The organism is Gluconobacter kanchanaburiensis NBRC 103587 (assembly GCF_007988905.1).
Classification (GTDB): Bacteria; Pseudomonadota; Alphaproteobacteria; order Acetobacterales; family Acetobacteraceae; genus Gluconobacter; species Gluconobacter kanchanaburiensis.
Genome location: NZ_BJVA01000001.1, coordinates 223537 through 236343 on the forward strand (window position 1 = coordinate 223537; position 12807 = coordinate 236343).

14 protein-coding genes are annotated in these 12807 nt (G+C 58.1%); 7 read left to right on the forward strand and 7 right to left on the reverse strand.

The annotated features are described in order from the left end of the window. Positions 1 to 64 precede the first annotated feature (64 nt). Entirely contained in the window at positions 65 to 2467 is a 2403-nt protein-coding gene (locus GKA01_RS01005; RefSeq protein ID WP_146858320.1) for a TonB-dependent receptor, read from the forward strand. Between the two features lie 45 nt (positions 2468 to 2512). On the opposite strand, the gene GKA01_RS01010 is transcribed toward GKA01_RS01005, so the two are convergent. The 3 genes from GKA01_RS01010 to GKA01_RS01020 are packed head-to-tail and all read right to left on the reverse strand — an operon-like array spanning position 2513 to position 4444. Then, the gene (locus tag GKA01_RS01010; RefSeq protein ID WP_146858322.1) at positions 2513 to 2977 is read right to left on the reverse strand and encodes a hypothetical protein; all 465 of its coding nucleotides are present in this window, start codon (positions 2975 to 2977) and stop codon (positions 2513 to 2515) included. Positions 2978 to 2987: 10 nt separating this feature from the next. Then, a complete protein-coding gene (locus tag GKA01_RS01015) occupies positions 2988 to 3560 on the reverse strand; it encodes a hypothetical protein (protein WP_146858324.1) in 573 nt (190 codons plus the stop codon). Between the two features lie 14 nt (positions 3561 to 3574). Further along, positions 3575 to 4444 (reverse strand): ATP-binding protein, encoded by an 870-nt coding sequence (locus GKA01_RS01020; protein ID WP_146858326.1) that lies wholly within the window; start codon positions 4442 to 4444, stop codon positions 3575 to 3577. Between the two features lie 130 nt (positions 4445 to 4574). On the opposite strand from GKA01_RS01020, the gene yajC reads away from it, so the two are divergent. Continuing rightward, entirely contained in the window at positions 4575 to 4919 is a 345-nt protein-coding gene (gene yajC / locus GKA01_RS01025) for a preprotein translocase subunit YajC (RefSeq protein WP_146858611.1), read from the forward strand. An 85-nt stretch (positions 4920 to 5004) separates the two neighbouring features. On the opposite strand, the gene GKA01_RS01030 is transcribed toward yajC, so the two are convergent. Together GKA01_RS01030 and GKA01_RS01035 are read right to left on the reverse strand one after the other, a co-directional pair. After that, positions 5005 to 5613, reverse strand: a complete 609-nt coding sequence (locus tag GKA01_RS01030) for a superoxide dismutase (protein ID WP_146858328.1) — start codon at positions 5611 to 5613, stop codon at positions 5005 to 5007. A gap of 68 nt (positions 5614 to 5681) precedes the next feature. After that, positions 5682 to 6554, reverse strand: coding sequence for an NAD(P)-dependent oxidoreductase (locus tag GKA01_RS01035; protein WP_146858329.1), 873 nt, complete (start codon positions 6552 to 6554; stop codon positions 5682 to 5684). A 96-nt stretch (positions 6555 to 6650) separates the two neighbouring features. Between GKA01_RS01035 and msrP the strand changes: the two genes are divergently transcribed. Together msrP and msrQ are read left to right on the forward strand one after the other, a co-directional pair. Next, entirely contained in the window at positions 6651 to 7589 is a 939-nt protein-coding gene (gene msrP / locus GKA01_RS01040) for a protein-methionine-sulfoxide reductase catalytic subunit MsrP (RefSeq protein WP_146858331.1), read from the forward strand. A gap of 41 nt (positions 7590 to 7630) precedes the next feature. Further along, on the forward strand, positions 7631 to 8206 hold the full coding sequence (msrQ, locus tag GKA01_RS01045; protein ID WP_228119718.1) for a protein-methionine-sulfoxide reductase heme-binding subunit MsrQ: 576 nt from the start codon (positions 7631 to 7633) through the stop codon (positions 8204 to 8206). A gap of 31 nt (positions 8207 to 8237) precedes the next feature. On the opposite strand, the gene GKA01_RS01050 is transcribed toward msrQ, so the two are convergent. Both GKA01_RS01050 and GKA01_RS01055 read right to left on the reverse strand, forming a co-directional pair. Further along, complete coding sequence (locus GKA01_RS01050) at positions 8238 to 8798, reverse strand: uracil-DNA glycosylase family protein (RefSeq protein ID WP_194265772.1); 561 nt, start codon at positions 8796 to 8798, stop codon at positions 8238 to 8240. Next, a complete protein-coding gene (locus GKA01_RS01055) occupies positions 8795 to 9403 on the reverse strand; it encodes a LabA-like NYN domain-containing protein (RefSeq protein ID WP_146858335.1) in 609 nt (202 codons plus the stop codon). Before GKA01_RS01055 ends, GKA01_RS01050 begins: the two co-directional genes overlap by 4 nt. 212 nt (positions 9404 to 9615) lie before the next feature. Here GKA01_RS01055 and rpoZ point away from each other — a divergent pair, with 212 nt between their 5' ends. Genes rpoZ through acpS form a run of 3 tightly spaced genes read left to right on the forward strand, consistent with a single transcriptional unit; the run spans position 9616 to position 12801 of the window. Beyond that, complete coding sequence (gene rpoZ, locus GKA01_RS01060) at positions 9616 to 10011, forward strand: DNA-directed RNA polymerase subunit omega (protein ID WP_146858337.1); 396 nt, start codon at positions 9616 to 9618, stop codon at positions 10009 to 10011. Between the two features lie 35 nt (positions 10012 to 10046). Further along, complete coding sequence (locus GKA01_RS01065; protein WP_146858339.1) at positions 10047 to 12344, forward strand: RelA/SpoT family protein; 2298 nt, start codon at positions 10047 to 10049, stop codon at positions 12342 to 12344. 4 nt (positions 12345 to 12348) lie between these two features. Further along, entirely contained in the window at positions 12349 to 12801 is a 453-nt protein-coding gene (gene acpS, locus GKA01_RS01070) for a holo-ACP synthase (protein WP_146858341.1), read from the forward strand. The last annotated feature ends 6 nt before the right edge of the window (positions 12802 to 12807 follow it).

A 12807-nucleotide genomic window follows, 5' to 3' on the forward strand; every position in this document is an offset into this window, starting at 1 on the left:
CAGGCACGTTTAGGAGACCGCTTCCCAAAGATCATAAATCCCTTATTCCGGAGTTTCGGCCACGGTGCGAACCAGATCCCTGCTTCTTTCCTCGATCGCACTGTTTGCAGTCCGTCATTCGGCCTTCGCAGCTGAACCTCACGCCTCCCACGATCATACTACTCCCCGGAATGGAGCGCCTCAGGCCGTCGTGTCTGGCACGAAGGGGCGGAAAGCCGCTGCGCCGGAGCGTCACCGCACGACTGCACTTGAAGCTCACGCTACGGAAAGCGTTGCCGTAACCGGGCGGCAACTGACGGGCCGCGATGCCGAGCAGGCTGTCTCCAAAGCCATCATGCGCCAGTATGTTCCCGGTACCAGCGCTTATAAGATGCTGGACCGTACGCCGGGCGTGAGCTTTACGTCCACCGACCCGTTTGGAATCGACAGCTTCGGCGCCAATCTTTACGTGCGCGGGTTCTTTATGAACCAGATGGGCGTAACGGTGGATGGCGTGCCCCTGAACGACCAGACCTACCAGTCCGTCAGCGGGATGAGTCTCGCCTCAGCCATTATTCCCGACGACATTCAGTCCATGCGTATGTCGCAGGGCGCGGGTTCGGTCGAACTGCCCTCAACCAATACGCTGGGCGGGACGATCCAGATCGGCTCCTCGGACCCCGAGGACAAACGAGGCGGAAAGGTGAGCCAGTCTTTTGGCAGCTATGGTTCCTATCGGACCTATGTCCGTCTGGATTCAGGCAAACTCAATCCGACCGGCACGAAATTCTACACATCTTACGCCCGGACTGACGAAGGCATGTGGATGGGCAGTGGCGACCAGTTTATGCAGCAGGTCGATGCCAAGCTCGTCCAGCCGATCAACGAACGCAGCCGTATGTCGGCCTTCTTCAACTGGTCCAGTCTGGCTCAGTGGAATTATCCCGATACGTCCATCGGTATTCTGAAGAACCTCGGCTGGCGGACGCCGCATCTCTATCCGAATTATGCTCTGGCTTACGGCATCGCCAATGGCACGCGCCCCTATCCGGCGGGATATGACAGTGTTCCGGGCATCGATGGCTCCAATATTGCCATGTATGACGGCGGTCAGGCCGAAACCAATTATATGGGTGGGTTGCATTTCGACCTCGCCCTGACCGACCACCTGACCTGGAACACCACGCTCTACGGTCACAGCCAGACCGGCTATTACAGTTATACCGACAGCGATCCCGACGATCAGGTCGACGGTGGTGCGCCCCTGTCCGAAGAAGTCTGGCAGAACCGTCAGGAACGCTACGGCCTCGACACCAGTCTACGCTACAAATGGGGGCGCCATACGATCGAGGGTGGCGTCTGGTACGAGAACAACAACCAGCAGGCCGGTCTTTTCAACTACCGTCAGCCGATTCTGGGGCAGGGTGCGCCTCTCAAGGCCGTTGGTCCCTATGACGTCTATGGCCCCGCTTATCTGGAAGGTTACAACTTCCAGTGGACCACCAATGTCATGCAGTTCCACCTTCAGGACAGCATTCAGCTCGCCGAGGGCCTGACGCTGCATGCTGGTTTCAAGTCCATGACCGCCACCACGTCCGGCGGCGCGCAGTATAACAATGCCGACTGGACGGGGGCTGATGCCTTGCCGAACGGCTCCCTGACGGCCTCACAGGCTTTCCTGCCGCACGTCAATCTGGACTGGCATATCAACCGTCATCACGAGATCTATGTGGACGTGGCGGAAAACATGCGCGCCTACGAGGTCTCGGCCTATGGCGTGGCGAACTCGGTCTATTCCGTGCAGGATCAGGCGACGTTCGAAGCCCAGAAGAAGTCTCTCGAACCGTCAAAGGCGTGGGTCTATCTCGGTGGCTACCGCTATTCGTCGAAACTCCTTCAGGTTAATGCGACGGTCTATCACGCCAGCCTGATCCACCCGATCCTCGCCGCTGCCGTGGGCTCCCTGACCAATCCGGTCTCACAGGTGATCGATTTCGGCCATATTTCCATGACGGGCGCCAATGGTGACATCACCATCACCCCGATCAACGGTCTGAGCATCAGTAACAACCTGAGCTATAACAAGGGCACTTACGATCGGAACGTCGATACGGTCGGCGGTTATTACGCGCTCGCTGGCAAGAATATCGTCAATTACCCGGCCTGGATGTACAAAACTTCCATCGCCTATAGCTGGAAAGGCATGACCGCGCATTTCGATGCGAACTACTACAGCCGCCGCTATTACAGCTTCATGAACGACACATCGATTGGCGGGTACTGGCTGGCCAATGCAGGTGCGCAGTATCGTTTCGGTAAGCTCAGCGTTCTCAAGGACGTCACGGCGAGCTTCAACGTCTATAACCTGTTCAATACCAAATACATCTCCATGATGGGTGAGAACGACAACCCCGCCGTCGGTGATTACCAGTCCATGGAGCGTGGCGCCGTTCGCGAATTCTTCGGCACTGTGAGCGCGTCGTTCTGATCGAGGATAACGGCAGCGGGTGCTTCGTTCCGTCTGCCGTTTCCGTCAGGCAAAGGCGGATAAAGCCGCCGAGTCAGGGTCGTCTGCATTCCGGCCCGTCAGGCAGGCGCGGGCTGCGCTCACCACTCGCCTACCACGTGCCCCTGTGCGTCGGAACAACTGCCGCAGGACGAGCATGTTTTTCCATGCGTTCGTCGTCAGTATCATGAAAGCAATGCTGGATGCGGCTTCGATAAAGGACGTTACTTCAAAACTGGTCGCAAAGGTTAGAAAATCGGGAGCCATCCGCATGCTGGCGGCAAACCCCTCATGCCCCAGCAGCCATGTGGCACAGCCCACAAACAGAACAGTCACCAGCGCCAGCATTCCTACAGTGTGGGGAAACTCTCTCAACCATCGGTAAGGGCGTGTCACAAGCTGCTCACGGCAGATCCTGCCGATCGGCGTATCGGGTGCGGCATACGCCAGAAAAATTGCAGCAAACAGGCAGAAAAGTATCAGGGGTGCCATGAGCCTAACCTCAGTTCTCGCTATCCGAAGAATGATAGTCTTTTTGGGATAGTCGGTTCGCAAGCGTTTTCAGATCGGCAACGCCGAGTGTGGAGCGAAGACTGTCAGGCAGCAGCGTCGTGTTAAATGGCGCGCGCGTAGGGGCTTCCTCTTTCCCGGTTCCGGCGACAGTCCGGATTACAGTCTGCGTGCCGAAAATCTGTGGGTGCTGATTCTGCTGAAGGTAGCGATCCAGTGTCGCTGCCGCGATCCAGCGGGCCTGTGTGTACCCCTTTGCCAGAGCGGCCATGGCGAGGACATGCGCAAGCAGGTAATCATCCGGTTTCAGACCATGCTGCTGAATGAAGGCTGCTTCGTAATAGTCCAGCCCCGTCGTGACGGTATTCTGTTCCAGCATCCTGTGCAGTTCTGCGCGCCGTTTTGTGTCATTCGGGATCAGGGTTTTCCAATTGATCGGCTCCTGTTCCCGCTCTGCCTGATCGGTATCGAACATGGTCTTGAGGCGTGGATTGTCTCCGGCATGCGCCGTATTGATTGCGCAGAGCAGCAGGACCAGAAGTCCGAAGCCGTGGAATATCCTCATGATTTTGCTCGTCCTTACGGTTGCGGAATCCCCAGTTCGGCACTCAGATCACTGATGAACTGCGAGGCTACGCGACCTGAGCGGCTCCCGCGTGCCATGGCCCACTGAAGCGCCTTGCGCCGCAGTTCCTCGCGCGGAACCGGCAGCTTGTAATAAGCCGCATAGACTTCCACGATTGCCAGGTAGTCGTCCTGTGTTGCGCCATACAGGCCGATCCAGAGCCCGAAACGATCTGAAAGCGAGACCTTTTCCTCAATGGCTTCTGATGGATTAATCGCGCTGCCCGTCTCGTTCTCGATCATATCCCGCGGCATCAGGTGACGCCGGTTCGACGTCGCATAAATCAGGACGTTCTCGGGACGCCCGCCGATTCCGCCATCCAGTACGGATTTGAGCGACTTGTAGTCCGCATCCTGACTCTCGAATGACAGGTCATCGCAGAACAGGATGCAGCGACGCTGTGTGGTGCGCAGAACAGCCAGCAGTTTTGGCAGCGACGAAAGCTCGTCACGCTGGATCTCTATTAGGGCCAGCGTCCCGCCGCCCTTCGCTCGCTGTTCCGCGTTCACAGCCGCGACGGACGCCTTCACCAGCGAGGATTTGCCCATGCCGCGCGCGCCCCAGAGCATGACGTTGTTCGCGCTGAAGCCTTCCGCGAAATGTCGCGTGTTGGCCATGACCTGATCCATCTGCCGCTTGACGCCCTGAAGCAGCGATAGCGGCACACCCGAAACCTTCTCAACCGGCGTCAGTACGCCAAGCGCGGCCTGCCACAGGAAAGCGTCGTGTTGATGCAGGATATCAGCACTCGGCGGAGGCGGGCTCATGCGTTCGAGGCTGTCGGCGATGCGGCCAAGCAGATTCAGGAGGGCGGGGTCGGTCATGCAGGAAGGTCCGTCGCAGGGAGATGTCGCAGAGGAAGAAGGAAGGCTGTGGAAGACCGTCACGCTTGACGGGGTGTCAGCGGACGATATGGTCCCCGCCAGCTTCACTCAAGACCGGACCCTAATATCCATGAGCAGTCTGTTCATTTCTTCCGCCCAGGCCGCCGATGGCGGTGGGATCCTCTCGAACCCGCAGGTCCTTCAGTTCGCTCCGATGATCTTTATCTTCGTGGTGTTCTATTTCCTGCTGATCCGCCCCCAGCAGCAGCGCGCGCGCAAGCTACGTGACGAGCAGGGCTCTCTGCGTCGTGGTGATCGCATCGTGACGGCAGGCGGCATCGTTGGCGTCGTGCAGGCGACACGCGATGACAGTGATGAAGTGGATGTCGAGATCGCCCAGGGCGTGCGCGTGAAGATCGTCCGCAGCACGATCACAAACATTACCTCGCGCGACAAGCCGGCCAACGACTCCTGAAGCGGGTTTTAAGCCTGTAACTAAAAACGCCCCGCCCGGATTTTTCCGGACGGGGCGTTTTTGAATCTGATGAACCCAGAAAGGATCAGGCAGACTTCAGTTCAGCTTCCGCGAACTCATAATTGGCGAGTTTGTCCAGATAGTTCGTGATGTAATCCGGGCGACGGTTGCGGAAATCGAGGTAATAGGCGTGCTCCCAGACGTCGAGGCCCAGCAGCGCTTTCCCCTGACCTTCGGCCAGCGGGTTGGAACCATTTGCCGTCTTCGTAACGGCGAGCTTGCCCGACTTGTCCAGCACAAGCCAGGCCCAGCCAGAACCGAACTGCGTCGTGGCGGCCTGCTTGAAGAGCTTCTTGAATTCTTCGACGGAGCCAAAGTCCTCAGCGATCTTCTTCTCCAGACCGGTCGGGATCTTGCCGCCCGTTGGGGAGAGGTTCTTCCAGAACAGGATGTGGTTCCAGTGCTGGCCCGCATTGTTGAAGACAGGAGCAATCTCGGGCTTGCCGTAGGAGAACGCGATGATTTCCTCAAGCGTCTTGCCAGCCAGTTCCGGCTTGCTTTCTACGAAACCGTTCAGCGCCGTGACATAGGCCTGATGGTGTTTGTCGTGGTGCAGTTCCAGCGTTTCCTGGCACATGCCAGCACCGGCGAGGGCATTCTCCGCATAGGGCAGGGGGGGAAGTTCGAAAGCCATGATGTCACTCCTTGGCAGAATAAGACGAGATGACCGCCCTCCGGGGCGACCGCTCCCGCCTATCGTTCTCATTTATGGGGAAGATTGGCAACGCTGTGTTCCATGGCGCCGATGAGGGCTGAATAATCCTCATCGGCATGTTGCCGGTTCGAAAGGGCCAACGCCTGATCCGCAACTGCCATGCCGGGCATGAACGCACCGACCTTGCGTCCGGCGTTCAGTAGCAGCCCCATGTCCTTGGACATGAGGCGTGTTGGGAACTGGGAGGGAAATTCGCGGTTCTGTCCCATCTTCAGCTTGCGCTTGTGATGCGGGCTGACAACAGCCACCTGCTGGAGCGTTTCGAATACGACATCGCGATCCAGTCCAGCAGCTAGACCGTATGTCACGCCTTCCGCAACAATATTGAGCGTTGCCCCCATCACGCCGTTCACAACCAGCTTCAAGCGCGCCGCAGAACCCGCTGGGCCAGCATGGATCGTCAGCTTGCCAATGACGTCCAGAACTGGCTGTGCGCGCTTGACCACGGCCTCTTCACCACCCACCAGCATGACAAGATCACCGCTCTCAGCTTCGGGCGTGCTGCCTGACATGGGGGCGTCCAGCAATGAGAAACCGTGTTCGGCAGCCAGAGCGGCAAAGGCATCAGCCTGATCGGGCGATACCGTAGAGGTGTCGAGAACAAGCTTCTCAGGCGTCAAAGCCGCGAGGGCGCCGTTTTCACCATGCAGGGACTGGATTTCGGCGGCATCATTCGGAACACAGAAAATGATTACGTCCGCTGCTTCTGCAATGGCGCGGGGTGAGGGTAGCATTTCCGTTTCATCCTTGCCCCCTGAAGGCGCGAACGCCACGACCGGGTAACCCGCTTTGCGAAGATTGGCCCCCATACGCTGGGCCATGGCCCCGTAGCCGATAAAACCGATCTTTGGACTGGACATGGAAACTGGCTCCTTGTGGTGCGTTGCGACAGAGTTACATATGAAGGGGCCAGATTTTCATGGCTGCCAGAGTCTCGCAAAGCCCGGAAATCGAAAATGGCCCTCTTTCGCTATCCCCGTCCCCTTCCGTCTGAAATCACGCCAAAACAGATTTATCTCTCCCGTCGCACTCTTATTGGCGCCACGGCTGCGCTGGCTGCGTCGGCGACTGCGGCGGAGGCTGCTCCCCTTCAGACACATCGCGGCCCATATTCCGCGGTTCTGGAGCCGACCCCACACGAAGACGTGACACATTATAACAATTTCTATGAGTTCGGGATGGACAAGGCGGACCCGTCCAGTCAGTCACAGGAATTCCAGCCTCTGCCCTGGACGCTCGAAATCACGGGCCTCGTAAAAAAGCCCCTTCGTCTCGATGTGGAACAGCTCCTTAAGTCCAGCGAAATTGAGGAGCGGATTTATCGGATGCGCTGTGTGGAAGCGTGGTCCATGGTCATACCTTGGGACGGTATTCCTCTTGCGAACCTGCTCAGAAATGCGGATCCTGATCCACGGGCCACCCATGTCGCCTTCGAAAGTGTGGTGCGCCCATTGGAAATGCCCGGACAGAATGGCGGATTTTCTGGAATCCAGTGGCCTTATGTCGAAGGTCTGCGTCTGGACGAGGCCATGAACCCTCTGACCCTTATCGCGCTCGGCATTTACGGGGAGACGCTGCCCAACCAGAACGGGGCGCCGCTGCGGCTCGTCGTTCCCTGGAAATACGGGTTCAAGGGCATCAAGTCGATCCAGCGCATCCGTCTGCTCGATCATGAACCTCCGACAACATGGAACCGGCTCGCTCCCGATGAATATGGTTTCTACGCCAACGTCAATCCGCAGGTTGATCATCCCCGCTGGAGCCAGGCGAGCGAGCGGGTCATCGGTGCGCGGTCACTGTTTGGCGCCCGACGTCAACCCACGCTCATGTTCAATGGCTATGGCGAGCAGGTTGCGGATCTGTACCGGGGCATGGACCTGCGGGCACACTTCTGATGACGAGGACCTGTGAGCGTATGGTTGTAAATGTCAGGTTCATGTTGAGGAAGCATTGGCGTGTCATCTTCTACCCGCTGGGGCTGCTGCCAGCCGTCTGGCTTCTCTGCGAGGGACAACAGGGCGCGCTGGGTGCTGATCCTGTCAATGTTTTTGAACGTTCTCTCGGCCTTTGGGCTTTCCGGTTTCTGTTATGCTGTCTGGCTCTCGCGCCTCTCAGGCGATTTACCGGCATCAACCTGCTGCGTTATCGACGGCTGACCGGTCTTCTGGCGTTTTTCTACGCGCTTATGCACCTGGCGGCCTATATTGGGCTGGACCTTGGATTTGACTGGTCAACCCTGTGGCGCGATGTCACCCATCGCTCTTTTATCATTTTGGGAATGGGGGCGCTGCTGATGCTGGTGCCGCTTGCAGTCACCTCAAACATGCGCGCAATGCGCATGCTGAGAGGGCGCTGGAAACTGTTGCATCGGCTGATCTACCCTGCCGCGCTTCTTGCAGGCATCCATTTCTTCCTGTCCTTCAAGACACTGAACAGCATATCTGCCCCTTATCTTGTGGCGTTGGGACTGGTGTTGCTGGCCCGTATCTCAAGGCGGTCGAAGACGATCTGAACTGGTCGGGGCAGGGATACGTGCTGCAATGCTATGCCGCAGGTCGCAATGCTGCGCGGATTTTCGGGGAGAGTTCCGAAAGGGCTGCACGCCGCTGTGCCAGCATGTCGGCCGGGAAGGAATTTGTCGGGAAGTGACACCCGTCGGCAAGAAGGAGGCCGTCGGGAAGATGGGTAATCTCGCCGGGCCGGAAATCAAGCCGCGACAGGGGAATGCCACAGGCTCCAAGAACGGCAATATGAGCACTGATTCCCAGCGTCAGAACCAGTTTGAGGCCATGCATGCTCTGCAACTCCCGGCAGAGGGCCGCACTGCACTCCTCGAGCTCGGACGGAAGTGCGAGCGGCTGCGGCGAGAGAGGCTGCATGACCGTCGTAATGCGGCCGACGATATTGTCCGGTCCTGCCACGGTGTCGAAAACGATCCGGTTGGCCTCCAGAAAAGACGCCAGGGTCGTCACGGCCTCCTCCGGATCAAGGCAGACGATCAGCAGTTCGGCTGAAAGGGGACCGATACCCGGTCTTGCTCCCTCGGGAATGGGAGCAAGGGGAGGGATCGTGGCGGTCGTTCCGGTGGAAGCCCGAAGTGTCATGAATCGGTGGTCTCGTCACTGTTGATATCGGCCGGATGACGAACGGGACCCTGACGTGACGAGGTGCGCGGCTCCGCCAGACGGCGCGTGAAGGACGGCGCGATGTCAGCCAGCTCCACGAACAGATCGGCCTGCCGGCGCAGGTCATCCCCGATCATGGGGGGAGACGAGCGCATCGAGGAAATGACCGTGACCCGGACACCGCGTGCCTGTGCGGCTTCCACTGCCCGTCGCAGGTCGGAGTCGCCACTCACGATTACCGCGTGATCGAGGCGCCCTGCCTGTTCCAGAAGATCCACTGTCAGTTCGACATCCATGTTTCCCTTGATACGGCGTCTTCCTGAATTATCCGTAAACTCACGCGCATTTTTCATCACGAGGTGGTAGCCGTTATAGGCCAGCCAGTCGGTCAGTGGCCGGAGCGGGGAGTAATCATCCGTTTCAGGCATCGCGGCGTAGTAAAATGCACGCTGAAACAGGCACTGGGTCTCGAACAGCTTGCGGAGGCTGCGGAAGTCGACTTCAAAACCCAGATTGCGGGCTGCGTGGTGGAGGCTGGCGCCGTCGATGAAAAGAGCTGTGCGTTCGTTCTGGCGCAAAAGCATGATGGGTAATCCTGGTATATAAAATATGTGTCCCTGTCGGACAGCGTCGTCGGGAGGGGGTAAAGGCTGCCTTCCAGCTGCGAACGAGCTGAATGTGCTTAGGTTCAATTCCGGAGGGAGGGCAGGCGCGATTGCATTCGCATGAACCGCATGGTAATGCCAGCATTCTCTCTTATTTTATTCCTTAGTCTTACCCGAAGGGGGCCTGTCGCATGGCGCGCGTAACCGTAGAAGATTGCATCGAGAAGGTTCCCAACCGTTTCGAACTGGTTCTGCTTGCTGCCCAGCGTGCTCGTGGCCTGTCACGCGGTGAGGAAATCCGTCTTGAACGCGAGAACGACAAGAACACGGTCGTCGCATTGCGGGAAATCGCGGAAGACAAGGTCAGTCTGCCCGTCCTTCGTGAAGGGATCGTTCGCTCTCTCGCCCGTGCTCCAGAGCCTGAGCCCGTTGACGAGGAGGTGCTGGATCTGATTCCGACTGACCAGAATATTTTCGGTCTTCAGGATGTGTCCGCGGAAGAAGAGCACGCCCATATGGCTGAAAATATGTCTGCGGATGAATCTGCAGCGATCGAGGCCGAGCTTGGTGGTCGGGGTCGCCGCTGATTTTTTCTCTGCCGTCCTGAGAGGGGGAATGCTTCATGTCTGATGCATCTCCTCCGAGCGCACTTTCTTCTGTCGCGTCCGGTGATTTTAAACCCTCGATTGCCGGATTGCTTCGTCGGATCGAAAGCTACGATCCGACCGCCGATCTGTCCCGGATTGAAGCCGCGTACGATGTTGCCGCGGATGCCCATAACAATCAGCGCCGCGACAATGGCGACGCCTACATCACTCATCCCATTGCCGTTGCCAACATCCTTGCAGGTTTTCGCATGGATGCGACGTCCATTATGGTGGGGCTACTTCACGATACGGTCGAAGATACCGGTGTTTCCTGTGAGTCGCTGAAGGCGCGTTTCGGCGAGGATGTCTCGGCCCTCGTGGATGGTGTCACAAAGCTGACGCGTCTCGAGCTGCAGTCAGATCGAACCAAACAGGCAGAAAATTTCCGCAAGCTCGTCCTTGCGATGTCCCGGGATATCCGGGTCCTGATCGTAAAGCTGGCCGACCGTCTGCACAACATGCGGACTCTGCATTATGTGCAGCGTACGGATAGACGGCAGCGCATCGCCCGTGAAACGATGGACATCTATGCGCCTCTCGCCGAGCGTATTGGTATGGATCGCGTCAAGACGGAGTTGCAGAACCTCTCTTTCGCGCAGCTTGAACCTGAAGCCGATGCGACAATCCGGGCCCGCCTGAACTTTCTGCGCGGGCAGGGTGCTGATGTCATTGAGCAGGTCCGTCAGGAATTGATGGGTCTGTGTGCTGAAACGGGAATTGACAGGGTCGAAGTGACGGGGCGTGAAAAATCGCCTTACTCGATCTGGGAAAAAATGCAGCGCCGCAACGTGGCGTTCGAGCAGCTTTCGGACATCATGGCATTCCGCCTGCTCGTACCGACCCGTGACGCCTGCTATATGGCGCTTGGCGCAATTCACGGTGCCTATCCGATGATAGCCGGGCGTTTCAAAGATTATATTTCCACGCCGAAAGCCAATGGTTACCAGAGTCTCCATACCGGCGTGACTCTGCGTCACCCGCGAAACCAGAAAATCGAAATCCAGATCCGGACCGCCGAGATGCACGATCTCGCGGAGAACGGTGTCGCATCACACTGGGCCTACAAGGAACATGCTACCCCGAGCGAACGTGAGGCGGCGGCTCTGTCCTCGGCATTTGGTGCACCGACCCGCAAGCTCCGCTGGGTGCAGGATCTTCTGGAGATCCTTGAAGACAGCCAGGCTCCTGATGAGTTCCTCGAAAACACCAAGCTGGAGCTCTATCAAGATCAGGTTTTCTGTTTCACTCCCAAGGGGCAGCTGATTTCCCTGCCGCGCGGCGCAACGCCAGTCGATTTTGCATATGCCGTGCATAGTCAGGTTGGTGATACCTGTGTCGGTGCCAAGGTCAACGGACGTCTGATGCCTCTGCGGCATGAATTGCAGAATGGCGATCAGGTCGAAATCATGACCGCCCGCGGCGGCACGCCATCCCCATCCTGGGAGCGTTTTGTCGCAACAGGCAAGGCGCGTGCCAGAATTAGACGCTTTGTCGCCCAGCAGCAGCGTCAGGTTCATCTGGATAACGGGCGTGCTGCAATTGCCAAGGCGTTCCGCCAGGAGGGTGTAGACGGTTCCGAAAAGGTTCTGGACGGCATCCTCAAGGAACTGCGCCAGGCTTCTGTGGAAGACCTGTATGTTTCGGTGGGCAATGGCCAACTTGGCCCGAAGGACGTCGTCAATACCGCTTATCCGGAGTTGAGGCAGAGCGTCCGTGCTCCTCGAATGGTGCCCGGTCTCTCGCCCCGTTTCGGTCAGTCTCTCATGCTCGGCGCAGGGCACGCAGGCTCAAGAAGCACGGCGACACATTCGGGTGGCACGATCAAGGGAATCGGTTCGGGGATCGCCATCAGTTTTGCCGGATGCTGCCGCCCGCTGCCGGGTGATCCAATCGTTGGCATTATCGCGCAGGGCAAAGGTGTCACCATTCATCGCCGGGGCTGTCAGAACCTGTCGAGCTTTGCCGATACGCCGGAACGTTTTCTGGAAGTGGACTGGGACTACGAGGCTCTTGGCCGGCGTCAAGGTACGGACCCCTATACAGCGCGCCTGTCCGTTGTCGCGGCCAATGAACCTGAGGTCCTTGCAACACTGACCAATGTCGCCGCCAAGCACAATGGAAGCGTCATTAACCTCAAGATCGTAAACCGTCAGCTCGACTTTATGGAAATCCTGGTCGACCTTGAAGTCAAGGACCTCCGCCATCTCTCGTCGCTGATCGCTGCCTTCCGGACGGCAGTGGGTGTCATGCAGGTCGAACGGGCTAAGGGATGACCTCATGATCCTCGGGATGGGGACGGATTTGTGCATGATTTCGCGCATCGAGCAGACTGTCGAACGGTTTGGTGAACGTTTTTTGTGCCGGGTTTTCACCAAGAATGAGCGCACTCATGCTGGTCGCCTTGCCGGTGCTGCACGGATGGCAAGTTATGCTAAGCGCTGGGCTGCCAAGGAGGCGTGCGTGAAGGCGCTGGGTACCGGATTTGCACAGGGTGTCCAGTTTCAGGATATCGAGATCTTCAACGCTCCTAGCGGTGCCCCCGAACTTCGGTTGTTTGGAGGCGCGCGCGCGATTCTGGATCGGCTGGTTCCGCAAGGGCAGGAGGCGCGTGTTCTTGTCAGCTTGACGGATGACCCGCCCTTCGCGCTGGCGCAGGTGATCATCCAATCCGCTCCTGTGGGATCATTTGGACCGATTGAAGCGCTCGCCAATGCGGTCAAGCTGGGTTAAGAGCGT